27 protein-coding genes and 1 pseudogene are annotated in these 23,328 nt (G+C 51.5%); 15 read left to right on the forward strand and 13 right to left on the reverse strand.

Annotated features, from left to right (window positions below):
- Positions 1 to 11: 11 nt before the first annotated feature.
- The 7 genes from tgt to yajD all read left to right on the forward strand — a co-directional run bounded on the left by tgt (position 12) and on the right by yajD (position 5,455).
- A complete protein-coding gene (gene tgt, locus H9644_RS18380; protein ID WP_000667317.1) occupies positions 12 to 1,139 on the forward strand; it encodes a tRNA guanosine(34) transglycosylase Tgt in 1,128 nt (375 codons plus the stop codon).
- A 22-nt stretch (positions 1,140 to 1,161) separates the two neighbouring features.
- Positions 1,162 to 1,494 (forward strand): preprotein translocase subunit YajC, encoded by a 333-nt coding sequence (gene yajC / locus H9644_RS18385; protein WP_000007629.1) that lies wholly within the window; start codon positions 1,162 to 1,164, stop codon positions 1,492 to 1,494.
- A 27-nt stretch (positions 1,495 to 1,521) separates the two neighbouring features.
- On the forward strand, positions 1,522 to 3,369 hold the full coding sequence (secD, locus tag H9644_RS18390) for a protein translocase subunit SecD (protein ID WP_064527117.1): 1,848 nt from the start codon (positions 1,522 to 1,524) through the stop codon (positions 3,367 to 3,369).
- Positions 3,370 to 3,379: 10 nt separating this feature from the next.
- The gene (gene secF, locus H9644_RS18395) at positions 3,380 to 4,351 is read left to right on the forward strand and encodes a protein translocase subunit SecF (protein WP_000046638.1); all 972 of its coding nucleotides are present in this window, start codon (positions 3,380 to 3,382) and stop codon (positions 4,349 to 4,351) included.
- Between the two features lie 152 nt (positions 4,352 to 4,503).
- Positions 4,504 to 4,746, forward strand: a complete 243-nt coding sequence (locus tag H9644_RS18400) for a type II toxin-antitoxin system ParD family antitoxin (protein ID WP_001226938.1) — start codon at positions 4,504 to 4,506, stop codon at positions 4,744 to 4,746.
- Complete coding sequence (locus H9644_RS18405) at positions 4,739 to 5,020, forward strand: type II toxin-antitoxin system RelE/ParE family toxin (RefSeq protein ID WP_064527119.1); 282 nt, start codon at positions 4,739 to 4,741, stop codon at positions 5,018 to 5,020. The genes H9644_RS18400 and H9644_RS18405 overlap by 8 nt, the downstream gene beginning before the upstream one ends.
- Before the next feature lie 87 nt (positions 5,021 to 5,107).
- Entirely contained in the window at positions 5,108 to 5,455 is a 348-nt protein-coding gene (gene yajD, locus H9644_RS18410) for an HNH nuclease YajD (RefSeq protein WP_000974823.1), read from the forward strand.
- Between the two features lie 226 nt (positions 5,456 to 5,681).
- On the opposite strand, the gene tsx is transcribed toward yajD, so the two are convergent.
- Together tsx and H9644_RS18420 are read right to left on the reverse strand one after the other, a co-directional pair.
- A complete protein-coding gene (gene tsx / locus H9644_RS18415; RefSeq protein WP_064527121.1) occupies positions 5,682 to 6,566 on the reverse strand; it encodes a nucleoside-specific channel-forming protein Tsx in 885 nt (294 codons plus the stop codon).
- Positions 6,567 to 6,863: 297 nt separating this feature from the next.
- Entirely contained in the window at positions 6,864 to 7,406 is a 543-nt protein-coding gene (locus H9644_RS18420; protein ID WP_064527123.1) for a SadB/YajI family lipoprotein, read from the reverse strand.
- A gap of 150 nt (positions 7,407 to 7,556) precedes the next feature.
- Between H9644_RS18420 and nrdR the strand changes: the two genes are divergently transcribed.
- From nrdR to pgpA, 6 genes are all read left to right on the forward strand, one after another.
- Complete coding sequence (nrdR, locus tag H9644_RS18425) at positions 7,557 to 8,006, forward strand: transcriptional regulator NrdR (protein ID WP_064527125.1); 450 nt, start codon at positions 7,557 to 7,559, stop codon at positions 8,004 to 8,006.
- 3 nt (positions 8,007 to 8,009) lie between these two features.
- A complete protein-coding gene (gene ribD, locus H9644_RS18430) occupies positions 8,010 to 9,113 on the forward strand; it encodes a bifunctional diaminohydroxyphosphoribosylaminopyrimidine deaminase/5-amino-6-(5-phosphoribosylamino)uracil reductase RibD (RefSeq protein ID WP_064527127.1) in 1,104 nt (367 codons plus the stop codon).
- An 88-nt stretch (positions 9,114 to 9,201) separates the two neighbouring features.
- On the forward strand, positions 9,202 to 9,672 hold the full coding sequence (gene ribH, locus H9644_RS18435) for a 6,7-dimethyl-8-ribityllumazine synthase (RefSeq protein WP_001021161.1): 471 nt from the start codon (positions 9,202 to 9,204) through the stop codon (positions 9,670 to 9,672).
- Between the two features lie 19 nt (positions 9,673 to 9,691).
- Positions 9,692 to 10,111 (forward strand): transcription antitermination factor NusB, encoded by a 420-nt coding sequence (gene nusB / locus H9644_RS18440; RefSeq protein ID WP_000801121.1) that lies wholly within the window; start codon positions 9,692 to 9,694, stop codon positions 10,109 to 10,111.
- A gap of 78 nt (positions 10,112 to 10,189) precedes the next feature.
- Entirely contained in the window at positions 10,190 to 11,167 is a 978-nt protein-coding gene (gene thiL / locus H9644_RS18445) for a thiamine-phosphate kinase (protein ID WP_191775842.1), read from the forward strand.
- On the forward strand, positions 11,145 to 11,663 hold the full coding sequence (gene pgpA / locus H9644_RS18450) for a phosphatidylglycerophosphatase A (RefSeq protein ID WP_000154044.1): 519 nt from the start codon (positions 11,145 to 11,147) through the stop codon (positions 11,661 to 11,663). The genes thiL and pgpA overlap by 23 nt, the downstream gene beginning before the upstream one ends.
- Positions 11,664 to 11,748: 85 nt before the next feature.
- Here pgpA and yajO read toward each other — a convergent pair whose 3' ends face one another.
- Genes yajO through xseB form a run of 4 tightly spaced genes read right to left on the reverse strand, consistent with a single transcriptional unit; the run spans position 11,749 to position 15,806 of the window.
- Positions 11,749 to 12,723: a 1-deoxyxylulose-5-phosphate synthase YajO gene (gene yajO, locus H9644_RS18455; RefSeq protein ID WP_191775845.1), complete on the reverse strand. Its 975-nt coding sequence runs from the start codon at positions 12,721 to 12,723 to the stop codon at positions 11,749 to 11,751.
- Positions 12,724 to 12,777: 54 nt separating this feature from the next.
- Positions 12,778 to 14,640 (reverse strand): 1-deoxy-D-xylulose-5-phosphate synthase, encoded by a 1,863-nt coding sequence (gene dxs, locus H9644_RS18460; protein WP_064527134.1) that lies wholly within the window; start codon positions 14,638 to 14,640, stop codon positions 12,778 to 12,780.
- 24 nt (positions 14,641 to 14,664) lie between these two features.
- Positions 14,665 to 15,564: a (2E,6E)-farnesyl diphosphate synthase gene (gene ispA, locus H9644_RS18465; protein WP_064527136.1), complete on the reverse strand. Its 900-nt coding sequence runs from the start codon at positions 15,562 to 15,564 to the stop codon at positions 14,665 to 14,667.
- Complete coding sequence (xseB, locus tag H9644_RS18470; RefSeq protein ID WP_191775848.1) at positions 15,564 to 15,806, reverse strand: exodeoxyribonuclease VII small subunit; 243 nt, start codon at positions 15,804 to 15,806, stop codon at positions 15,564 to 15,566. Before xseB ends, ispA begins: the two co-directional genes overlap by 1 nt.
- Positions 15,807 to 16,011: 205 nt before the next feature.
- Here xseB and thiI point away from each other — a divergent pair, with 205 nt between their 5' ends.
- Entirely contained in the window at positions 16,012 to 17,460 is a 1,449-nt protein-coding gene (thiI, locus tag H9644_RS18475) for a tRNA uracil 4-sulfurtransferase ThiI (RefSeq protein ID WP_130206242.1), read from the forward strand.
- A gap of 53 nt (positions 17,461 to 17,513) precedes the next feature.
- Here the strand turns inward: thiI and yajL are convergent, their stop codons facing one another.
- The gene (gene yajL / locus H9644_RS18480; protein ID WP_191775851.1) at positions 17,514 to 18,104 is read right to left on the reverse strand and encodes a protein deglycase YajL; all 591 of its coding nucleotides are present in this window, start codon (positions 18,102 to 18,104) and stop codon (positions 17,514 to 17,516) included.
- Positions 18,067 to 18,978, reverse strand: a complete 912-nt coding sequence (gene panE, locus H9644_RS18485; protein WP_000705865.1) for a 2-dehydropantoate 2-reductase — start codon at positions 18,976 to 18,978, stop codon at positions 18,067 to 18,069. The genes yajL and panE overlap by 38 nt, the downstream gene beginning before the upstream one ends.
- A gap of 167 nt (positions 18,979 to 19,145) precedes the next feature.
- Between panE and yajQ the strand changes: the two genes are divergently transcribed.
- Positions 19,146 to 19,637, forward strand: a complete 492-nt coding sequence (gene yajQ, locus H9644_RS18490) for a nucleotide binding protein YajQ (RefSeq protein WP_001138904.1) — start codon at positions 19,146 to 19,148, stop codon at positions 19,635 to 19,637.
- 139 nt (positions 19,638 to 19,776) lie between these two features.
- Here the strand turns inward: yajQ and H9644_RS18495 are convergent, their stop codons facing one another.
- The 5 genes and pseudogenes from H9644_RS18495 to H9644_RS21650 form a co-directional block, all read right to left on the reverse strand.
- Positions 19,777 to 21,141, reverse strand: coding sequence for an MFS transporter (locus H9644_RS18495; protein ID WP_191775854.1), 1,365 nt, complete (start codon positions 21,139 to 21,141; stop codon positions 19,777 to 19,779).
- Between the two features lie 148 nt (positions 21,142 to 21,289).
- Entirely contained in the window at positions 21,290 to 22,180 is an 891-nt protein-coding gene (gene cyoE / locus H9644_RS18500; protein WP_000971336.1) for a heme o synthase, read from the reverse strand.
- Between the two features lie 11 nt (positions 22,181 to 22,191).
- A complete protein-coding gene (locus tag H9644_RS18505; protein ID WP_000019801.1) occupies positions 22,192 to 22,521 on the reverse strand; it encodes a cytochrome o ubiquinol oxidase subunit IV in 330 nt (109 codons plus the stop codon).
- On the reverse strand, positions 22,521 to 23,135 hold the full coding sequence (locus tag H9644_RS18510; RefSeq protein ID WP_000179822.1) for a cytochrome o ubiquinol oxidase subunit III: 615 nt from the start codon (positions 23,133 to 23,135) through the stop codon (positions 22,521 to 22,523). The genes H9644_RS18505 and H9644_RS18510 overlap by 1 nt, the downstream gene beginning before the upstream one ends.
- Positions 23,125 to 23,328, reverse strand: a pseudogene (locus tag H9644_RS21650) (cytochrome o ubiquinol oxidase subunit I); the annotation flags it as partial. The pseudogene H9644_RS21650 and the gene H9644_RS18510, both read right to left, overlap by 11 nt.

The raw sequence follows: 23,328 nt of genomic DNA on the forward strand, positions 1-23,328 counted from the left end.
GTGGAGAAAACATGAAATTTGAACTGGACACCACCGACGGTCGCGCACGCCGTGGCCGCCTGGTCTTCGATCGTGGCGTAGTGGAAACGCCTTGTTTTATGCCTGTTGGCACCTACGGCACCGTAAAAGGGATGACGCCGGAAGAAGTTGAAGCCACTGGCGCACAAATTATTCTCGGCAACACTTTCCACCTGTGGCTGCGCCCAGGACAGGAAATCATGAAGTTGCATGGCGACCTGCACGATTTCATGCAGTGGAAAGGCCCGATCCTTACCGACTCCGGCGGCTTCCAGGTCTTCAGCCTTGGCGACATCCGTAAAATCACCGAACAGGGCGTGCACTTCCGTAACCCCATCAACGGCGACCCGATTTTCCTCGATCCTGAAAAATCGATGGAGATTCAATACGATCTTGGCTCAGACATCGTCATGATTTTTGACGAGTGTACGCCGTATCCTGCTGACTGGGATTACGCTAAACGTTCGATGGAGATGTCGCTGCGTTGGGCGAAGCGTAGCCGCGAACGTTTTGACAGCCTCGGTAACAAAAATGCGTTGTTTGGTATCATTCAGGGTAGCGTTTACGAAGATTTACGTGATATCTCTGTTAAAGGTCTGGTAGATATCGGTTTTGATGGCTACGCTGTCGGCGGTCTGGCAGTGGGTGAGCCGAAAGCAGATATGCACCGTATTCTGGAGCATGTGTGTCCGCAAATTCCGGCAGACAAACCGCGTTACCTGATGGGCGTTGGTAAACCGGAAGACCTGGTTGAAGGCGTGCGTCGCGGTATCGATATGTTTGACTGCGTAATGCCAACACGTAATGCGCGTAACGGTCATCTGTTCGTGACCGATGGCGTGGTGAAAATCCGCAATGCGAAGTATAAGAGCGACACGGGGCCGCTCGATCCTGAGTGTGATTGCTACACTTGTCGCAATTATTCACGTGCCTACTTGCATCATCTCGACCGTTGCAACGAAATATTAGGCGCGCGACTCAACACCATTCATAACCTTCGTTATTACCAGCGTTTGATGGCGGGTTTACGCAAGGCTATTGAAGAGGGTAAATTAGAGAGCTTCGTAGCTGATTTTTACCAGCGTCAGGGGCGAGAAGTACCACCTTTGAACGTTGATTAATATTAATAATGAGGGAAATTTAATGAGCTTTTTTATTTCTGATGCGGTAGCGGCAACGGGTGCTCCGGCACAAGGTAGCCCGATGTCTTTGATTTTGATGCTGGTGGTATTCGGTCTGATTTTCTATTTCATGATCCTGCGCCCACAGCAGAAGCGCACCAAAGAACACAAAAAGCTGATGGACTCCATCGCGAAAGGTGATGAAGTGCTGACGAACGGTGGCCTGGTCGGTCGCGTAACCAAAGTAGCAGAAAACGGCTACATTGCTATCGCGCTGAATGATACCACTGAAGTAGTTATTAAACGTGACTTCGTAGCCGCCGTTCTGCCGAAAGGCACCATGAAGGCGCTGTAATTAAAATTTTTCCCTAAGGGAATTGCCGTGTTAAACCGTTATCCTTTGTGGAAGTACGTCATGCTGATCGTGGTGATTGTCATCGGTCTGCTGTATGCGCTTCCCAACCTGTTTGGTGAGGATCCGGCTGTTCAGATCACTGGCGCGCGCGGAGTCGCCGCCAGTGAGCAAACGCTGATCCAGGTCCAGAAAACGTTACAAGAAGAAAAAATAACTGCTAAGTCTGTGGCACTGGAAGAGGGCGCTATTCTTGCGCGCTTCGACTCCACTGACACCCAGTTACGCGCTCGTGAAGCATTAATGGGCGTTATGGGTGACAAATACGTCGTGGCGCTTAACCTTGCCCCGGCAACGCCGCGCTGGCTGGCAGCTATTCACGCTGAACCGATGAAGCTCGGTCTTGACCTGCGTGGCGGCGTTCACTTCCTGATGGAAGTGGATATGGACACCGCGCTTGGCAAGCTCCAGGAACAAAATATCGATAGCCTGCGCAGCGACCTGCGTGAAAAAGGCATCCCGTATACCACTGTTCGTAAAGAAAATAATTACGGTCTGAGCATCACTTTCCGCGATGGCAACGCCCGTGATGAAGCCATTGCGTATCTGAGCAAACGCCATCCCGATCTGGTCATTAGCAGCCAGGGCAGCAATCAGCTGCGCGCGGTCATGAGCGATGCGCGTCTAAGTGAAGCGCGTGAATATGCGGTGCAGCAGAACATTAACATCCTGCGTAACCGTGTAAACCAGCTTGGTGTGGCGGAGCCTGTAGTACAACGTCAGGGCGCAGATCGTATCGTTGTTGAACTGCCTGGTATTCAGGATACCGCTCGTGCGAAAGAGATTCTTGGCGCGACCGCGACGCTGGAGTTCCGTCTGGTAAACACCAACGTTGACCAGGCCGCTGCCGCATCTGGCCGTGTACCGGGAGACTCTGAAGTGAAACAGACCCGCGAAGGTCAGCCGGTTGTGCTGTACAAACGCGTGATTCTGACCGGTGATCATATCACCGACTCCACTTCCAGCCAGGACGAATACAACCAGCCGCAGGTTAACATCTCGCTCGACAGCGCAGGTGGTAACATCATGTCTAACTTCACTAAGGACAACATCGGTAAACCGATGGCGACCCTGTTTGTGGAGTACAAAGACAGCGGCAAGAAAGATGCTAACGGTCGTGCGGTTCTGGTGAAACAGGAAGAGGTGATTAACATCGCGAATATCCAGTCTCGTCTGGGTAACAGCTTCCGTATCACCGGTATCAACAACCCGAACGAAGCGCGTCAGCTGTCGCTGCTGCTGCGTGCCGGTGCGTTGATTGCACCGATTCAGATTGTTGAAGAACGTACCATTGGCCCGACCCTGGGTATGCAGAACATTGAACAGGGGCTGGAGGCGTGTCTCGCCGGTCTGCTGGTTTCTATTCTGTTCATGATCCTCTTCTATAAGAAGTTTGGTCTGATTGCGACCAGTGCTCTGATTGCGAACTTGATCTTGATTGTCGGCATTATGTCGCTGCTGCCTGGCGCGACGCTGAGTATGCCGGGTATCGCGGGTATCGTCTTAACCCTTGCGGTAGCGGTCGATGCGAACGTACTGATCAACGAACGTATTAAAGAAGAGTTAAGCAATGGGCGTACTGTTCAGCAGGCAATCGATGAAGGTTATCGTGGCGCATTCAGTTCCATCTTCGATGCGAACATCACCACGCTGATTAAAGTCATCATCCTGTATGCAGTGGGTACCGGGGCAATTAAAGGGTTCGCGATTACTACCGGTATCGGTGTGGCGACGTCGATGTTTACCGCGATTGTCGGTACGCGTGCCATCGTAAACCTGCTATATGGCGGCAAGCGCGTCAAGAAGCTGTCAATCTGAGGAGTGCGATGTGGCACAGGAATATACTGTTGAACAACTAAACCACGGCCGTAAAGTCTATGACTTTATGCGCTGGGACTACTGGGCTTTTGGCATCTCTGGTCTGCTGTTAATTGCCGCTATCGTCATTATGGGCGTTCGCGGCTTTAACTGGGGACTGGATTTCACCGGTGGTACGGTTATCGAAATTACGCTCGAAAAACCGGCTGAAATTGACGTAATGCGTGATGCATTGCAGAAAGCGGGCTTTGAAGAGCCGATGCTGCAAAACTTCGGTAGCAGCCACGACATCATGGTCCGCATGCCGCCTGCTGAAGGCGAAACTGGCGGTCAGGTGCTGGGCAGCCAGGTTCTGAAGGTGATTAACGAATCCACTAACCAGAACGCGGCGGTGAAGCGTATTGAGTTCGTCGGTCCGAGCGTGGGGGCAGACCTTGCGCAAACCGGCGCGATGGCGCTGATGGCAGCGTTGCTGTCTATCCTTGTCTACGTTGGTTTCCGTTTTGAGTGGCGACTGGCGGCAGGGGTCGTTATCGCACTGGCGCACGACGTTATCATTACGCTGGGTATTTTGTCGTTATTCCATATCGAGATAGACCTGACCATTGTGGCATCGTTGATGTCGGTTATCGGTTACTCGCTTAACGACAGTATCGTGGTGTCGGACCGTATTCGTGAAAACTTCCGCAAAATCCGTCGCGGTACGCCTTACGAAATCTTTAACGTGTCGCTGACTCAGACGCTGCACCGTACCTTGATCACATCCGGTACCACCTTGATGGTTATCCTGATGCTGTATCTCTTCGGTGGCCCGGTGCTGGAAGGTTTCTCGTTGACCATGCTTATCGGTGTAACCATCGGTACCGCGTCTTCCATCTATGTAGCATCTGCGTTGGCTCTGAAACTGGGTATGAAGCGCGAACACATGCTGCAGCAGAAAGTGGAAAAAGAAGGGGCGGATCAGCCGTCAATTCTGCCTTAAGGGTGTTTTAAATCAGTTCAGTTAAAAAAACCGTGGCGTTTTGGCGCTGCGGTTTTTTTTCGCCTGCCGCACATTCAACTGAATACAGCTTTGGTTGTAGAAAGAGTTCTGACATATACTTTGTATTAATAGTTAATACGTGGAGATCGCTTATGCGCAAAATTACCTCAGTAAGCGTTGGCGAACAATTAGATAGTTTCATTACCCGGATGGTCCAGTCTGGTCGTTATGGCTCGGCCAGTGAAGTAATGCGTTCGGCACTTCGTCTATTGGAACAACAAGAATCCAGGGATGAAGCTGTTAGAAATGCTGTTATTGAAGGTCTTGAGAGTGGTGAAAGTTCGATGACGCTTCGTGATATCGCAGCAGAAAGGAAGCAAAAACATCGTGTATAAGCTTAGCGGAAAAGCTGTTGAAGATTTCAGAGGGATCTATGACTACACGCTGGGAAAGTTTGGTGAGGAGCAGGCGGATTGCTATACCGACTCTCTCGGCATTTTTCTGGATACACTCTCTCAAATGCCCGAGATAGGGCAAGACTATGATGCGGTTCCAGAGGTAAAGAAGATCGCATTTAGGTTTCACACTATTTATTACGTTATAAGAGTAGATGACATCCTCATTGCGCGAATTCTTCATCAGCAGATGGAACCTCGCCGTCACTGGTAATGTGAGAATTTATTTACTCAGGATTGCGAAAATCTCCCCATCTTGGGAAACTGCGCGTAACCCTACATTTCATCCAGGTAACTTTTCATGGCTATCATCCCAAAAAACTATGCGCGGTTAGAAAGCGGCTATCGCGAAAAAGCATTAAAGCTCTATCCGTGGGTCTGCGGTCGCTGTTCCCGCGAGTTTGTCTATTCCAACTTGCGTGAGCTAACTGTGCACCATATCGATCATGACCATACCAATAACCCGGAAGATGGTAGTAACTGGGAATTGCTTTGTCTCTATTGCCACGATCATGAGCATTCGAAATATACCGAAGCGGATCAGTATGGTACGACAGTTATCGCCGGGGAAGATGCGCAGAAAGATGTCGGTGAAGCGAAATACAACCCGTTTGCTGATTTAAAAGCGATGATGAATAAGAAGAAGTGATAAAAAATGCCGGATATAAAATCCGCTGTTTGAGATTGATGACAAACGTAAAATTGCCTGATGCGCTACGCCTTATCTGGCCTACATAATCTCATCAATATATTGAATTTGCGTGCTTTTGTAGCTTTTGTAGGCCGGATAAGGCGTTTACGCCGCATCCGGCATGAACAAAGCGTACGTTGTCTACAATCTAAAATGCCGGATACAAGATCCGGCATTTTCACAATCAGAAGTTGTAACCTACCACCAGGTAACCACCCCAACCGGTAGAGCGAACGTTGAAGTTGCCGTTACCGAAGTTCAGCTCTGCATCATCGTTCCACTGACCACCGTCATGCCAGTAACGTGCAACGACAGAGTAGTGCCAGTGATCGTAGTTCAGAGCCAGAATATGGCTGGAAGCGATGGAGTTATTGGTACGCGTCTTAATACCATTCATTGCGTTACCGCTGTCATCACCCAGATCGGAACCCCAGTCGAAGTTGGTGAAACCGATGTAGCTTAACTGACCGCCCCACAGATCGGTAATCGGCACAAAGTATTTAATTTTGAAACGGTAACCGTCCCACTCGTTTTCGTTCGCTGCGCCGTAGTTCTGCCACTGGTATTTCGCATACACGTTCATGGACAGGCTCATCGGCAGACCCGTGTCGATGTCAGTACCCAGACCCATATACCAGGTGCTCTGGCGACCATCTTTGTTACGACCCATGTCGTAAATGTAGTTGTTCGCGAAGTACCACTCTTTGAACGGACCGAAGCTAAGATCAGTATTGGTCAGCTTGTCGATGGAGAAACGCGGTTCGATTTCCATAAACAGCGGAGAACCGTGGTTCCAGATACCTTTGGCATCGGAGTTACCGCCGAAGAATACCGGCGCATCCGCGTAACCATAGAAATCGAACCAGTCTTTTTTAGCGAATGCTTCATATTCCAGGTAAGTATCGTTACGGATCTGCGGTCCGAAACGAGTGTGATAGCTACCAACTACGTTAACGCTCTGGTGCCACCAGTCGGAAAGGTACTGCGGTTTATCGTTTTCAGCTGCGTTGACAGTAAAAGACGAAGAGAGCGCCAGTACCGCACCGGCCGCCAGTAATGTTTTTTTCATATGTATGCCACTATTTGAAAATCCCTTGCGGGAGTGAAAAAGGCGCAAATTGCGTTTCTAAATATTTCCTATTACAGAGGAGCCTATTATAAAAATCATTGCTCACAAAAATATGTTGTATTTCACAGTTCTATCATTTACGTAATCGATTGCGTTCACGAATACACATATTCGGGCGGGAATTGTACTGACTTTCACCCTTGTTGCAAACTTTTACTATCAATCCAGGTGATGTAAGCAGAGTAACAAAATGAAGGGGGGGATGTTGCGGGACGCACAAAACGCCCCGAAAAACGTTTACTGCATAACAGGTTGAATGTCGTGGATGCGAACAAAACCTAACTGGTCTGTTGAAATGCCATTTAACTGTAACGGAATGTCAACATCGCTCGGAGCGAGGACGCTGGCAGGTGCGTTAATCAATTGATTCTGCACATTGACTTCCTGAAAGTTGTCAGTTGTTCCCTGAATTTGCCCATATTCAACGGTTCCACTGAAAGCGGGTAAGGGATCATTGGACTCGCCCTGAATCCGTAACGTCAAAGTGGTGTCATCTGCATTTGGCGCAATATTCACCAGCGACATACGTAAAGTGCCAATTTGGCTTTCCAGTCGTGCCGGTGTATTTGCACCTGGCAACAGGTATACCCCACTACTGGATTTTGCGTTTAGCGTATTTTGCTGGGTGATTTTGACGGTTTCTTTGTTGAGCTGAGTCATCTCTTTATTCAACGTGTTGACGCTGTGTTTCATCTGGCGCACTTCGCTTTGCTGTACGCAGGCGTTCAGGCTGAACAGGCTTCCCAGCAGGAGTAGTCGAAAACATACGTTAATGTTCATAGGTAGTCCCTTTCTCGTCACAGTAAGTCTAATGGTAGAGGCTTAAAGCCGTGAAAGCATCGATCCTTTATCTCAAAAGCGTTGCGCCTTTGTTGTATCGTCAGTTCAGGGTAAAATAGATTTCTATTAATCACCTGGTCAGGACGCCGTATGCATTGCCCATTCTGTTTCGCCGTGGACACTAAGGTAATTGACTCTCGTCTCGTGAGCGAGGGCTCTTCCGTACGCCGCCGTCGGCAGTGTCTGGTGTGTAATGAACGTTTCACTACTTTTGAAGTGGCGGAACTGGTTATGCCGCGTGTCGTGAAAAGCAACGACGTGCGCGAACCGTTTAATGAAGAAAAATTGCGTAGCGGAATGCTGCGGGCGCTGGAAAAACGTCCGGTGAGTTCCGATGACGTCGAAATGGCGATCAACCATATTAAATCGCAACTCCGCGCCACCGGTGAGCGCGAAGTGCCGAGCAAAATGATTGGCAATCTGGTGATGGAGCAATTGAAAAAGCTCGATAAAGTCGCCTATATCCGTTTTGCCTCTGTCTATCGCAGTTTCGAAGATATCAAAGAATTTGGCGAAGAGATTGCGCGCCTGGAGGATTAAACCGTGCAGGACGAGTTATACATGGCGCGGGCGCTAAAGCTGGCGCAACGAGGACGCTTCACCACTCACCCTAATCCGAATGTCGGTTGCGTCATTGTGAAAGATGGCGAAATTGTCGGTGAAGGTTACCATCACCGCGCGGGCGAACCGCATGCCGAGGTACACGCGTTGCGCATGGCAGGTGAAAAAGCCAAAGGCGCAACGGCGTATGTGACACTCGAACCTTGTAGTCATCATGGTCGTACACCACCTTGTTGTGACGCATTAATTGCTGCTGGCGTTGCGCGCGTGGTTGCTGCGATGCAGGACCCTAATCCGCAGGTCGCTGGGCGTGGACTTTACCGTTTGCAACAGGCCGGCATTGACGTCAGCCACGGCCTGATGATGAGTGAAGCCGAGCAATTGAATAAAGGCTTCCTCAAGCGGATGCGCACCGGCTTTCCTTATATCCAGTTGAAACTTGGCGCGTCACTAGATGGCCGCACAGCGATGGCCAGCGGTGAAAGCCAGTGGATCACTTCACCTCAGGCGCGGCGCGATGTACAACGTCTGCGCGCGCAAAGTCATGCCATTTTAACCAGCAGCGCCACGGTGCTGGCAGACGATCCAGCCTTAACGGTGCGTTGGTCTGAACTGGATGAACAAACTCAGGCGCTCTATCCGCAACAAAATCTACGTCAGCCGGTACGGATAGTCATTGATAGCCAAAATCGCGTAACGCCGGAACACCGAATCGTGCAACAGCCGGGCGAAACCTGGTTTGCGCGTACACAGGAAGATTCTCGTGAATGGCCGGAAACGGTGCGTACATTGCTGATTCCAGAGCATAAAGATCATCTGGATCTGGTTGTGCTGATGATGCAACTCGGCAAGCAACAGATTAACAGTATCTGGGTGGAAGCGGGGCCAACGCTCGCTGGTGCATTGCTACAGGCTGGTTTAGTCGATGAGCTGATTGTCTATATCGCACCTAAACTATTAGGTAGCGACGCCCGCGGATTATGTACGCTGCCGGGGCTTGAGAAATTAGCCGACGCCCCCCAATTTAAATTCAAAGAGATACGTCATGTAGGCCCGGATGTTTGCCTGCATTTAGTGGGTGCATGATCTCCCGGCTCGAAAGGGAAGCAGCGCACGAAATATTATGCTAAAATCCGCCCCCCTGCGGGGCCATACTCGAACCCGAAGGAAGAAAATGAACATTATTGAAGCTAACGTTGCTACCCCGGACGCTCGCGTCGCCATCACCATTGCGCGTTTCAACAACTTTATCAATGACAGCCTGCTGGAAGGTGCGATTGACGCACTGAAACGTATCGGTCAGGTAAAAGATGAAAACATTACCGTTGTTTGGGTGCCTGGTGCCTACGAGCTGCCGCTGGCGGCTGGTGCACTGGCTAAAACCGGTAAATACGACGCGGTGATTGCGCTGGGGACGGTTATTCGTGGTGGCACTGCCCACTTTGAATACGTGGCTGGCGGTGCAAGCAACGGCCTGGCGCATGTTGCCCAGGATAGCGAAATTCCGGTTGCTTTTGGGGTGTTGACCACTGAAAGCATTGAACAAGCGATTGAACGTGCTGGCACCAAAGCTGGCAACAAAGGTGCAGAAGCTGCACTGACCGCGCTTGAAATGATTAATGTATTGAAAGCCATCAAGGCCTGAAATTAGTAAGGGGAAATCCGTGAAACCTGCTGCTCGTCGCCGCGCTCGTGAGTGTGCCGTCCAGGCGCTCTACTCCTGGCAGTTGTCCCAGAACGACATCGCTGATGTTGAATACCAGTTCCTGGCTGAACAGGATGTAAAAGACGTTGACATCCTGTACTTCCGTGAGCTGCTGGCCGGGGTGGCGACTAACACCGCATACCTCGACGGACTGATGAAGCCATACCTGTCCCGCCTGCTGGAAGAGCTGGGTCAGGTAGAAAAAGCAGTACTGCGCATTGCGCTGTACGAGCTGTCTAAACGTAGCGATGTGCCGTACAAAGTGGCCATTAACGAAGCGATCGAACTGGCGAAATCGTTCGGCGCAGAAGACAGCCATAAGTTCGTCAACGGCGTACTGGATAAAGCAGCACCTGTGATTCGCCCTAACAAAAAGTGATATCCAGGCCGGCAGAGTAACGGAAAGACAGTTCCGCACTTGCCGGCCTTTTCTTTTTCACCTGCTGAGGCATAACGTATGGCATGTGGCGAGTTCTCCCTGATTGCCCGTTATTTTGACCGTGTAAGAAGTTCTCGTCTTGATGTCGAACTGGGCATCGGCGACGATTGCGCACTTCTCAATATCCCCGAAAAACAGACTCTGGCGATCAGTACCGATACGTTGGTAGCGGGCAACCATTTCCTCCCTGATATCGATCCTGCGGATCTGGCGTATAAAGCACTGGCGGTAAACTTAAGCGATCTGGCGGCAATGGGTGCCGATCCGGCATGGCTGACGCTGGCATTAACCTTACCGGACGTAGACGAACCGTGGCTTGAGTCCTTCAGCGACAGTTTGTTTGAGCTCCTCAATTATTACGATATGCAACTCATTGGTGGCGACACCACGCGTGGACCACTGTCGATGACGTTGGGTATCCACGGCTTTGTCCCAATGGGACGAGCCTTAACGCGTTCTGGTGCAAAGCCGGGGGACTGGATTTATGTGACCGGCACGCCGGGCGATAGCGCCGCCGGACTGGCTCTCTTGCAGAACCGTCTCCATGTGGCAGACGCTAAAGATGCGGACTACTTAATCAAACGCCATCTCCGCCCATCGCCGCGTATTTTACAGGGACAGGCGCTGCGCGATCTGGCGAATTCAGCCATCGATCTCTCTGATGGATTGATTTCCGATCTCGGACATATCGTGAAAGCCAGCGACTGCGGCGCACGTATTGATCTGACATTGCTGCCGTTTTCTGACGCACTTTCTCGCCACGTTGAACCGGAACAGGCGTTGCGCTGGGCGCTCTCTGGTGGCGAAGATTACGAATTGTGTTTTACTGTGCCGGAACTTAACCGTGGCGCGCTGGATGTCGCTTTGGGTCATCTTGGCGTACCGTTTACGTGTATCGGGCAAATGACCGCCGATATCGAAGGGCTTTGTTTTATTCGTGACGGCGAACCTGTCACGTTAGACTGGAAAGGATATGACCATTTTGCCACGCCATAAAGATGTCGCGAAAAGTCGCCTGAAAATGAGTAATCCGTGGCATTTGCTTGCTGTCGGATTCGGGAGTGGGTTAAGCCCGATCGTTCCAGGCACGATGGGGTCGCTGGCGGCGATTCCCTTCTGGTATCTGATGACCTTTTTACCCTGGCAGCTCTATTCTCTGGTGGTGATGCTGGGGATCTGTATTGGCGTTTATCTTTGCCATCAGACCGCGAAAGATATGGGCGTGCACGATCACGGCAGTATCGTCTGGGACGAATTTATCGGCATGTGGATCACTCTGATGGCGCTGCCGACCAATGACTGGCAGTGGGTCGCCGCCGGGTTTGTTATTTTCCGTATTCTGGATATGTGGAAACCGTGGCCGATCCGCTGGTTTGATCGCAATGTGCATGGTGGTATGGGGATCATGATCGACGATATTGTCGCAGGGGTGATTTCTGCTGGCATACTGTACTTTATCGGTCATCACTGGCCGCTGGGTATTCTGTCGTAGGCTGAATAAGGCGCTCACGCCGCATCCGGCGATTGTGCACCGATGCCTGATAGGACGCTTGTCGCGTCTTATCAGGCCGACATTTCTATTTAAAACCTACCACCGGATGCGGTTTATACGGCGTTTCCAGTTCGGCAATTTGTTCCGGCTTCAAGGTGATGTCCACCGCGTTCAGCAATTCATCAAGCTGCTCTTCCCGCGACGTTCCGATAATCGGTGCGGCAATGCCCGGTTTGCTTAACAACCAGGCCAGCGCGACCTGTGCTCGTGTCGCGCCCAGTTCTTCACTGACGCCAGTTAACCGTTCTGCGATCCGCGCGTCATTTTCATCGCTTTCTTTATAGAGATTTTTTCCCACCTCATCAGACACCAAACGTGCAGTGTTTTCTCCCCACGGGCGTGTCAGACGACCCCGCGCCAACGGGCTCCACGGGATCACCGCCACGCCCTCCTGATAACACAGCGGCAGCATCTCGCGTTCTTCTTCGCGGTAAATCAGATTGTAGTGATCCTGCATACTGACAAACTGCGCCCAGCCGTGCTGTTTTTGCAGTTCCAGCGCCTGAGCAAACTGCGAGGCGTGCATGGATGACGCACCGATATAACGCGCTTTCCCGGCTTTTACCACGTCATTCAGGGCTTCCAGCGTCTCTTCAATCGGCGTGTTGTAATCCCAGCGGTGAATTTGCAGGATATCAACATACTCCATGCCGAGACGTTGCAGACTGTCGTCAATAGAACGTAGAATTTGCGAGCGGGATAAACCTTCTGGCAAATCACCAACGCGATGGAAAACTTTTGTCGCGACGACCACGTCATCGCGACGGGCGAAATCCCTCAGTGCGCGACCGACGATCTCTTCGCTGCTGCCGTCAGAATAGCTATTGGCGGTATCAAAGAAATTTATGCCGCCTTCCAGCGCGCGTTTAATTATGGGACGGCTGCTCTCTTCCGGCAGTGTCCATGCGTGATTACCGCGATCCGGCTCGCCAAAGGTCATACAGCCGAGGCAAAGTCGGGAAACGCGAAGGTCGGTTTTTCCTAAGGGGTTGTATTGCATGCTGCCACTCCTACCATGAATAATTTCTTAAGCATAGCAGGAGTGGAGTAGGGATTATGCCAGCCAGGCCTTGATTTTGGCTTCCAAACCGGTGGCATCGAGGCCGAGTTCGGCGCGCATTTCTTCCTGAGTTCCTTGTGGAATAAAGAAGTCCGGCAGGCCAATATTCAGCACTGGCACGGGTTTACGATGTGCCATCAGCACTTCGTTCACGCCGCTGCCTGCGCCGCCCATAATGGCGTTTTCTTCAACGGTTACCAGCGCTTCGTGGCTGGCGGCCATTTCCAGAATTAACGTTTCATCAAGCGGCTTCACAAAACGCATATCGACCAGCGTGGCGTTCAGCGACTCTGCGACTTTTGCCGCTTCCGGCATCAGCGTACCGAAGTTAAGGATCGCCAGTTTTTCACCACGACGTTTCACAATGCCTTTGCCAATCGGTAGTTTTTCCAGTGGCGTCAACTCAACGCCGACGGCATTGCCGCGCGGGTAGCGCACCGCTGACGGGCCATCGTTATAGTGATAGCCGGTATAGAGCATCTGGCGACATTCGTTTTCATCGCTCGGGGTCATAATGACCATTTCCGGAATGCAGCGCAGGTAAGAGAGATCGAAAGCGCCCTGGTGGGTTTGACCATCAGCACCAACAATGCCTGCGCGGTCGATGGCAAACAGGACTGGCAGCTTTTGAATTGCCACGTCATGCAGCACCTGATCATAGGCGCGTTGCAGGAAGGTGGAGTAAATTGCCACGATAGGTTTGTAACCACCAATCGCCAGACCAGCGGCAAAGGTCACCGCGTGTTGCTCGGCAATCGCTACATCAAAATAGCGATCCGGGAATTTACGTGAAAACTCGACCATGCCGGAACCTTCGCGCATCGCCGGCGTAATCGCCATCAGCTTGTTGTCTTTAGCCGCAGTTTCGCATAACCAGTCGCCAAAGATTTTTGAATAGCTCGGCAGGCCACCGCTACTTTTCGGCAAACAACCGCTGGAGGGATCAAATTTAGGCACGGCGTGGAAGGTGATAGGGTCTTTTTCTGCCGGTTCATAACCACGACCTTTTTTGGTCATGATATGCAGGAACTGCGGGCCTTTCAGGTCGCGCATGTTCTTAAGCGTGGTGATAAGCCCCAGCACATCGTGACCGTCAACCGGGCCGATGTAGTTAAAGCCCAGCTCTTCAAACAACGTGCCAGGCACCACCATGCCTTTAATATGTTCTTCGGTACGTTTGAGCAGCTCTTTAATGGGCGGCACGCCAGAGAAAACTTTTTTCCCGCCTTCACGCAATGAAGAGTAAAGCTTACCGGAAAGCAGCTGCGCCAGATGGTTGTTGAGCGCGCCAACATTTTCGGAAATCGACATTTCATTGTCGTTGAGGACCACCAGCATATCAGGACGGATATCGCCCGCGTGGTTCATCGCTTCAAACGCCATGCCAGCGGTAATCGCACCGTCGCCAATCACGCAGACGGTGCGGCGATTCTTGCCTTCTTTTTCAGCAGCAACAGCAATACCAATTCCGGCACTGATGGAGGTTGATGAATGCCCGACGCTTAATACGTCATATTCACTTTCGCCGCGCCACGGGAACGGGTGCAGGCCGCCTTTCTGACGGATGGTGCCGATTCTGTCGCGGCGTCCGGTCAAAATTTTATGCGGATAAGCCTGATGTCCTACATCCCAGATTAACTGGTCAAAGGGAGTGTTATAGACGTAGTGCAGCGCCACGGTCAGTTCGACCGTGCCCAGCCCGGAGGCGAAGTGCCCGCTGGAACGGCTCACGCTGTCGAGTAAATAGCGGCGCAGTTCGTCGCAGAGTTTCGGTAAACTCTCTTTTGGCAACAGTCGTAACTCCTGGGTGGAGTCGACCAGTGCCAGGGTCGGGTATTTGGCAATATCAAAACTCATCAGGGGCCTATTAATACTTATTGTTTATTTATTACGCTGGATGATGTAGTCCGCTAGCGCTTCCAGTGCCGAGGTATCGAGTGACTGTTCAGCCAGTTGTTTCAGTGACTGGCGGGCATCGTCGATCAGATCCCGGGCTTTCTTCCGGGCTTGCTCAAGACCCAGAAGTGCAGGGTAGGTACTTTTGCCAAGTTGCTGGTCGGCACCCTGACGTTTTCCCAACGTTGCAGTATCTCCCACCACATCCAGGATGTCATCCTGAACCTGGAAGGCAAGGCCGATGCTCTCTGCATACTTGTCGAGAATTGGCAGAGCACGACGTCCTTTATCTCCGGCGCTTAATGCACCAAGGCGAACGGCGGCGCGAATCAATGCGCCTGTTTTATGACGATGAATACGCTCGAGTGCGTCCAGAGGTACGTGTTTGCCTTCCGCATCTAAATCTAATGCCTGACCGCCGCACATTCCGGCAATACCGCTGGCATTCGCCAGTTCAGAAATCATCGAAATTCTGTCGCGGTCCGACACTTCCGGCATATCGGCATCGCTTAAAATCGAGAACGCCAGCGTTTGCAGAGCATCGCCAGCGAGAATTGCGTTGGCTTCACCAAACTTCACATGACAGGTTGGTAAACCGCGACGCAGATCGTCATCATCCATTGCCGGTAAATCATCATGAATTAATGAGTAAGCGTGGATACACTCTACGGCGGCGGCGGGTGCGTCCAGGGTGTTCATGCTTACGCCGAACATCTGACCAGTGGCATAGACCAGGAAAGGCCGCAGGCGCTTACCACCTAATAATGCGCCATACTGCATGGTTTCGACCACGGGAGTGTTCTGAAAGGGCAGTGGGGCGATATAACGGCTCAGCGCCTGGTTGGCCTGCTTAACGCAGGCTTCGAGTTGCTGCGGAAAGTCCATTACTCATTGTCCGGTGTAAAAGGGGTTGGAGAGGCGTCTTCATTGTCGGACAGCAAAATTTGTACACGCTGTTCGGCTTGTTGCAATTTGGCCTGCCCCTGACGTGCCAGCTGTACGCCGCGTTCGAACTCGTTCAGCGCCTCTTCCAGCGGTAGGTCGCCACTTTCCAGACGGGTCACAATCTGTTCCAGCTCGCCCAGCGCCTTTTCAAAGCTGGCGGGCGCCTCATTTTTCTTCGGCATAATGAATGTCTGACTCTCAATATTTTTAGCCCCGTCATGGTAACGGACTCAGGGCAAATAGCAAATAACGCGCAATGGTAAGGTGATGTGCGCAGCAAAGCGATGTTAGTGGTATACTTCCGCGCCTGGATGCAGCCGCAGGTGTGGGCTGCTGTATTTTTCCCTAAACAAGTCGCTTAAGACTTGCCAACGAACCATTGCCGCCATGAAGTTTATCATTAAATTGTTCCCGGAAATCACCATCAAGAGCCAATCTGTGCGCTTGCGCTTTATAAAAATCCTTACCGGGAACATTCGTAACGTTTTAAAGCACTATGATGAGACGCTCGCTGTTGTCCGCCACTGGGATAACATCGAAGTTCGCGCGAAAGATGAAAACCAGCGTCTGGCCATCCGCGACGCCCTGACTCGCATTCCGGGTATCCACCATATTCTCGAAGTCGAAGACGTGCCGTTTACCGACATGCACGATATTTTTGAGAAAGCGTTGGTTCAGTATCGCGATCAGCTGGAAGGCAAAACCTTCTGCGTGCGCGTGAAGCGCCGCGGTAAGCATGATTTTAGCTCAATTGATGTAGAACGTTACGTCGGTGGTGGTTTGAATCAACATATTGAATCCGCACGCGTGAAGCTGACGAATCCAGAAGTGACTGTCCATCTGGAAGTCGAAGACGATCGTCTCCTGCTGATCAAAGGCCGCTACGAAGGCATTGGCGGTTTCCCGATCGGCACTCAGGAAGATGTATTGTCGCTCATTTCCGGCGGTTTTGACTCCGGAGTTTCCAGCTATATGTTGATGCGTCGCGGCTGCCGCGTGCATTACTGCTTCTTTAATCTCGGCGGCGCGGCACACGAAATTGGCGTGCGTCAGGTGGCGCATTATCTGTGGAATCGCTTTGGCAGCTCCCACCGCGTGCGTTTTGTCGCCATTAATTTCGAACCGGTAGTCGGGGAAATTCTCGAGAAAATCGACGACGGTCAGATGGGCGTTATCCTCAAGCGTATGATGGTGCGTGCCGCGTCGAAAGTGGCTGAACGTTACGGCGTACAGGCACTGGTGACCGGCGAGGCGCTGGGACAGGTGTCCAGCCAGACCCTGACTAATCTGCGTTTAATTGATAATGTCTCCGATACGCTGATCCTGCGTCCGCTGATCTCTTACGACAAAGAACACATCATCAACCTGGCTCGCCAGATTGGCACTGAAGATTTTGCCCGCACCATGCCGGAATATTGCGGCGTGATCTCCAAAAGCCCGACGGTGAAAGCGGTTAAGTCGAAGATTGAAGCGGAAGAAGAGAAGTTCGACTTCAGCATTCTCGATAAAGTGGTTGAGGAAGCGAATAACGTTGATATCCGCGAAATCGCCCAGCAGACCGAGCAGGAAGTGGTTGAAGTGGAAACCGTCAATGGTTTCGGCCCGAACGACGTGATCCTCGATATCCGTTCTATCGATGAACAAGAAGATAAGCCGCTGAAAGTTGAAGGCATCGACGTGGTTTCTCTGCCGTTCTATAAACTGAGCACCAAATTTGGCGATCTCGACCAGAACAAAACCTGGCTGTTGTGGTGTGAGCGTGGGGTGATGAGCCGTCTGCAGGCGCTCTATCTGCGCGAGCAGGGCTTTAAGAATGTGAAGGTGTATCGCCCGTAATTGGTGGTTTTTACGTCGCATCTGGCCAGATGCGACGCTTACCGCATCCGACACTACTCGTAATAATTATAAATCCCTGCCGCCATCACCAGTTGTGATGCCACTTCATGGGCTTTCTCGCGCCCAGCCAGCAGGTCGATAATTTTCAGACCAAAGTCGATAGCTGTACCTGGCCCCTGGCTGGTCAGCAGTTTTACACGTGCATCCCAGACGACGCGCTTGTCCTGCCATTGTTCAGCGGGAATTTTGTCTTTCAGCGTTGGGAAGCCGGTCATATTGCCAATCGGGAAGATATCATGAGGCACCAGCACTGTGGCTGGCACGGCACAAATAGCCGCGACGATACGCCCGGAACGGTGGAACTGTTTGACAGTTTCAACAAGCAGAGTGTTATCACGAAAACACTCCGCGCCTTTAATGCCACCAGGCAGTACGATCACGTCATATTCGCCATCGGCAACTTCGACCAGCGGCGCATCCGCCAGCAGCTTCACGCCGCGCGAGCAGGTAATCGCCAGGTTACCATCGCTGGCGACGCTGGCAGTTGTGACATTAATGCCACCGCGAACCAGCAGGTCGATAGTGGTGACCGCTTCAGTCTCTTCACTACCAGGGGCGAGGCAAACCAGTGCCGATGCGCTCATATTCACTCTCCTTTCTTTTTACCATTTCAAACAGGCGGGTGTTTTCCGGTACGGCAATCCCATGCGCGCGGGCGCGGCGTAAGAGAAAACCATTGATATAGTCGATTTCAGTGTGGCGCAGCGCGCGGATATCCTGCAACATCGACGAGATATTTTCCGCTGTAGCATCAATTACCTGCATCACGTAATCACGCAAATCTTCTGCTGAAGTATGATGCCCTTCGCGTTCGATCACTGCCGCGACTTCTTCGCATATCTGCATAATTTCTTGCGGATGATGGCGTAGTTCACCGTTCGGGCAATTCCAGATGGCGGTCAGTGGATTAATCACACAGTTGACTGCCAGCTTGCGCCATAGCTCGGCGCGAATATTGTTATGCCAGGCGACATCAGGTAACACAGTCTGCAAAATATCCGCCAGATAGCTGTAATCGCCATCCTGTTGACGGGCCGGACCAATATGCGTAATACCGTTTGCCACATGAATAATGACATTGCCGTCGCGCCGCGCCGCATGGGTGGTGGTGCCCATCAGTAACGGTTGCTGAATGTTTTGCAACTCTTCGATGGTGCCCATGCCGTTGTGAATTAACAGTATTGGCGTGGTTACAGGCAGTGTGGACGCGAGGCTTTTGACGGCATCGGAAACCTGCCAGGCTTTCAGCGTCACCAGTAGCAGATCGCTGGTGGCCAGAAAATCGGGATCGTTAGCGGTCAGAGACTCATTAAATATCGAACCGTCAGTCTCAACCAGATTCACGCTACAATAAGGTTGCGGCACGCGCAGCCAGCCCTGAACTTCGTGCCCCTGTTTGCAAAGTGCTGTAAGCCATAATTGCCCTAAGGCACCGCATCCCAATACGGTAATTTTCATTGTTCCTCCTCACCCGCAACCACTCCGGGTGTTCAATAAGGCTATCCCTTAATTGTGCATGCTGTTGTGACTATGCACAATTAAGGGATACGTCCTGGTGCAGGACTGTCGGTTATTTAACTTTGCAGGTATTATGCTTCGCATCAAAAATGAAGGGAGAGGAAAAGATGCCATCTTTCGATATTGTTTCTGAAGTTGATCTTCAGGAAGCGCGTAACGCGGTAGATAACGCGAGCCGCGAAGTGGAGTCCCGTTTTGACTTCCGTAACGTTGAAGCCTCATTTGAGCTGAACGACGCCAGCAAAACCATCAAAGTGTTGAGCGAGTCCGATTTCCAGGTCAATCAGTTGTTGGATATTCTGCGTGCCAAGCTGCTGAAGCGCGGCATTGAAGGCAGTTCGCTGGATGTACCGGAAAATATCGTTCATAGCGGTAAAACCTGGTTTGTGGAAGCGAAACTGAAACAGGGCATTGAAAGCGCGACCCAGAAGAAAATCGTTAAGATGATCAAAGACAGTAAACTGAAAGTGCAGGCGCAAATTCAGGGCGATGAGATCCGCGTAACGGGCAAATCTCGTGATGATTTGCAGGCTGTCATGGCGATGGTTCGCGGTGGCGATCTCGGTCAGCCGTTCCAGTTCAAAAACTTCCGCGATTAATCGCGAATACGTGCGTTTTATTCATGCCGGATGCGGCATGAATGCCTTATCAGGCCTACAACAGTTTGTAAATTCAAAAGATTGCTGCAACTTTGTAGGCCTGATAAGCGTAGCGCAGCAGGCAATTTCGCCTCGTTTTTTATGCCTGACGAATTGCCTGTTCAACCTCAAAGCGATTCGTCACTTTGCTGTCGATTTTCACGTAAGCCGAATGTTCTTCTTCTGCAATCAACACTTCTTTGACACCCGCGGTTTCCAACAAATGCACTTTTAACGCACCGTTTGCGGCAATGTCCGCCGGGATTTCAATGCGTAAGCTGCTGACATACGGCGGTTCTTTCATGGTACTGGCGACTGCCAGCCACACGGCTGCCAGCGTTGCGCCAGCGAGAAATACCCCCTGACCGTCAAACATGCCGTCAATCCAGCCGCTCAGCGAACCGCCAATCGCCACGCCAAGAAACTGGCTGGTGGAGTAAACGCCCATCGCCGTACCTTTGTAACCTGCTGGTGACTCTTTACTGATAAGCGAGGGCAGAAGGGCTTCCATCAAATTAAACGCCACAAAGAACAGCTGCACGCCGACCACCAGTTGCCAGAACTGCGTTTGTGCGTTCCACAGCACGATTTCCGCAACCACGATCAGTCCTACGCAAAAAACAAAAACTTGCTTCATCTTGCGCTTAACTTCGGCGTAGATAATGAAAGGCACGACCGAGCCAAAGGCGATTAACATCGTCGCCAGATAGACCTTCCAGTGTTCAGCCGCCGGAAAACCTGCGCCAGCAAGTTGCCCAGGAAGAGCGACAAAGGTCGACATCAGCAAAATATGCAGGCACATAATGCCAAAGTTGAGTTTCAGTAGCCGCGGTTCTGCCAGCACTTTGCTGAAACTGCCTTTCACCATCCCGGATTCACGATTAAGTACATGCGTGCGGCTGTTGGGGACAACCCAAATGGTCAACGCGATGCCAGTCGTTGCCAGAATAGCGATCATCCAGAACAACGCGTGTAGCCCAAGTTTGTGAGTGATAATTGGGCCAAGCACCATCGCAATGGCGAAGGTAATGCCAAAACTCACGCCGATAAATGCCATCGCTTTGGTGCGGTTTTGTTCGCGCGTAAGATCGGAAAGTAGCGCCATAACGGCAGCGGCAATCGCGCCAGAGCCTTGTAACGCCCGGCCCAGAATAATTCCCCAGATGGAGTCAGAGAGCGCAGCGATAGCACTACCGGCAGCAAACACCGCCAGCCCGCCAACAATTAATGGTTTGCGGCCAATGCGGTCGGAAAGAAGGCCAAACGGAATCTGAAAAACGGCCTGGGTCAGACCATAAATACCAATGGCAATACCGATTAACGCTTCGCTGGCACCTTGCAGGGCCATGCCGTACGTGGTCAGAACCGGCAGAACCATAAACATGCCCAGCATGCGCAATGAAAATACGGTTCCTAAACCCCAGGTCGCACGCCGCTCACCTGGTGTCATTTTATAATCGTTCATTACCACCTCTATTTTAAATTCGCGACTAGTGTAAAGCGGTAAACGATTGGGGTAAACAAGCGGATTTTTTAGTAAATATTTCGTGGGGGATATGTTTCTAATGCTAAGAAAAAAGGTGCCGTAGCACCTTTTTAACAGAGATGTCGCGTTACCAAACGGCAGCCAGCAGCGTATGCGAGTCCGGCACCATAAAATCAACGGACATCATTACCGAGAGGGCAGTGATAGCGATGATAGAGAAGCCGAACAGCTTGCGCGCCCAGATTCTGTCATCAGCAACTTTATAACCGCGCAGGGCCATACCTAACCACCAGACGCTAACTGCCGCAGCGACTACCAGATATTTATATCCAGCGTAACCGCCAAGAGAGAGCATCAGCGTGGCAACGGCAAAGGCGATGATATACAGCGTGATGTGATTCTTCGCCACCGAAATGCCTTTCACCACCGGCAGAACCGGAATGTTTGCCGCCTGATAATCCTTAAAGCGGAAAATGGCGATGGCATAAGAGTGAGGCATCTGCCACAGGCTGAAGATAGCCAGCAGAATAGCTGCACCGCTATCGAACTCACCGGTCACTGCACAGTAGCCGATCACCGGCGGCGCTGCGCCAGAGAGAGAACCAATCAACGTGCCGTAAACCGAGTGGCGTTTCATGTACAGGCTATAAACGCCGACATACACCACAAAGCCCATCACCCCCAGCCAGCAGGCCAGCGGATTCGCGCCAAACCACAGCAGCATAAAGCCAGCAATACCCAGCAACGTGGCGTACACCAGCGAGACAGCAGGAGAGATCAGGCCTTTAACCAGCACCCGATTCTTCGTCCTTTCCATCTTTCTGTCGATATCCCTGTCGATGTAGTTGTTAAACACACAACCCGACGCCACAACCAGTGACACCCCAACCAACGTGTAGATAAACAGGGGATAATCAATGCTGCCCTTCGAGGCCAGCAAAAATCCCCCAATCACCGAGATCAGGTTGCCAAAGATGATGCCTGGTTTCGTTACTTGCAGGTATTGCTTAAACATCATAACCGCCGCTCTTAGTGCATCATCATGTTGTAGTTGAGGTTCCACATGATCCAAATGGAGCCTACAACCAGGATGGCGATGATTAGCACGGTGAAGACAAACGCCGTCATGTTCCAGCCTTCATCTGATTTGGTATTCATGTGCAGGAAGCACACCAGATGCACCAGAACCTGTACCACTGCCATTGCCAGGATTGTTCCCAGAATTACGGCCGGTGAGGCAGAACCTGACATCACCATCCAGAACGGAATTACCGTCAGAATGATAGACAGGATAAACCCTGTCATATAGGTTTTTACGCTGCCATGGGATGCGCCGCCGCTCACGTTAGAATGACTCATTACATCGCCCCCATCAGATAAACAACAGTGAACACACAGATCCACACCACATCCAGGAAGTGCCAGAACAGGCTCAGGCACATGATGCGGGTACGGTTAGTGCTGGTCAGTCCACGACGAGCGATTTGCACCATCAGCACAGCCATCCAGATAAGACCAGAAGTGACGTGCAGACCGTGGGTACCCACCAGTGCAAAGAATGCTGACAGGAAGCCGCTGCGATCCGGACCCATGTCGTTAACAATCAGGTGATGGAATTCATAGAGTTCCATCCCGATAAATCCGGCACCAAACAACCAGGTCAACGCCAGCCAGGAGATAACCTGGCTTTTGTTGTTTTTGTACATGGCGATAGCCGCCATGCCGTAGGTGATGGAGCTGAACAACAGCAGGAAAGTTTCAACCAGAACGAACGGCAGTTCGAAAATGTCCTTACCTGTCGGGCCGCCTGCGGTGCCGTTCACCAGAACGGCATAGGTAGCAAACAAGATAGAGAACAGAATGCAGTCGCTCATCAGGTAGATCCAAAATCCGAAGATTTTGGTTCCGCCTGCATCGTGGTGCCCGTGTTCGTGCGCGTGGGCAGTCGCGTGCGTCAAAGTATCAGTTGCCATTTTTCAGCCCTGCCTTAGTAATCTCATCGAAATGCTGGTTTTCCAGTTTTTCGATTTCTGCCACCGGCACGTAGTAATCCACGTCCTCGTCGAAGCTTTTCACGATCCAGGTGATGATCATGCCTGCGAAGCCAACAATCGCCAGCCACCAGATATGCCAGATCATGGCGAAACCGAAGATGGTGGAGAAAGC

This window comes from Escherichia whittamii, from assembly GCF_014836715.1.
Lineage (GTDB): Bacteria > Pseudomonadota > Gammaproteobacteria > Enterobacterales > Enterobacteriaceae > Escherichia > Escherichia whittamii.

Coding starts and splice junctions, on each gene's coding strand:
- tgt (WP_000667317.1), top strand. CDS start 12: ATGAAATTTGAACTGGACACCACCGACGGTCGCGCACGCCGTGGCCGC.
- yajC (WP_000007629.1), top strand. CDS start 1,162: ATGAGCTTTTTTATTTCTGATGCGGTAGCGGCAACGGGTGCTCCGGCA.
- H9644_RS18400 (WP_001226938.1), top strand. CDS start 4,504: ATGCGCAAAATTACCTCAGTAAGCGTTGGCGAACAATTAGATAGTTTC.
- yajD (WP_000974823.1), top strand. CDS start 5,108: ATGGCTATCATCCCAAAAAACTATGCGCGGTTAGAAAGCGGCTATCGC.
- tsx (WP_064527121.1), bottom strand. CDS start 6,566: ATGAAAAAAACATTACTGGCGGCCGGTGCGGTACTGGCGCTCTCTTCG.
- H9644_RS18420 (WP_064527123.1), bottom strand. CDS start 7,406: ATGAACATTAACGTATGTTTTCGACTACTCCTGCTGGGAAGCCTGTTC.
- nrdR (WP_064527125.1), top strand. CDS start 7,557: ATGCATTGCCCATTCTGTTTCGCCGTGGACACTAAGGTAATTGACTCT.
- ribH (WP_001021161.1), top strand. CDS start 9,202: ATGAACATTATTGAAGCTAACGTTGCTACCCCGGACGCTCGCGTCGCC.
- thiL (WP_191775842.1), top strand. CDS start 10,190: ATGGCATGTGGCGAGTTCTCCCTGATTGCCCGTTATTTTGACCGTGTA.
- pgpA (WP_000154044.1), top strand. CDS start 11,145: ATGACCATTTTGCCACGCCATAAAGATGTCGCGAAAAGTCGCCTGAAA.
- yajO (WP_191775845.1), bottom strand. CDS start 12,723: ATGCAATACAACCCCTTAGGAAAAACCGACCTTCGCGTTTCCCGACTT.
- dxs (WP_064527134.1), bottom strand. CDS start 14,640: ATGAGTTTTGATATTGCCAAATACCCGACCCTGGCACTGGTCGACTCC.
- ispA (WP_064527136.1), bottom strand. CDS start 15,564: ATGGACTTTCCGCAGCAACTCGAAGCCTGCGTTAAGCAGGCCAACCAG.
- xseB (WP_191775848.1), bottom strand. CDS start 15,806: ATGCCGAAGAAAAATGAGGCGCCCGCCAGCTTTGAAAAGGCGCTGGGC.
- thiI (WP_130206242.1), top strand. CDS start 16,012: ATGAAGTTTATCATTAAATTGTTCCCGGAAATCACCATCAAGAGCCAA.
- yajL (WP_191775851.1), bottom strand. CDS start 18,104: ATGAGCGCATCGGCACTGGTTTGCCTCGCCCCTGGTAGTGAAGAGACT.
- panE (WP_000705865.1), bottom strand. CDS start 18,978: ATGAAAATTACCGTATTGGGATGCGGTGCCTTAGGGCAATTATGGCTT.
- yajQ (WP_001138904.1), top strand. CDS start 19,146: ATGCCATCTTTCGATATTGTTTCTGAAGTTGATCTTCAGGAAGCGCGT.
- H9644_RS18495 (WP_191775854.1), bottom strand. CDS start 21,141: ATGAACGATTATAAAATGACACCAGGTGAGCGGCGTGCGACCTGGGGT.
- cyoE (WP_000971336.1), bottom strand. CDS start 22,180: ATGATGTTTAAGCAATACCTGCAAGTAACGAAACCAGGCATCATCTTT.
- H9644_RS18505 (WP_000019801.1), bottom strand. CDS start 22,521: ATGAGTCATTCTAACGTGAGCGGCGGCGCATCCCATGGCAGCGTAAAA.
- H9644_RS18510 (WP_000179822.1), bottom strand. CDS start 23,135: ATGGCAACTGATACTTTGACGCACGCGACTGCCCACGCGCACGAACAC.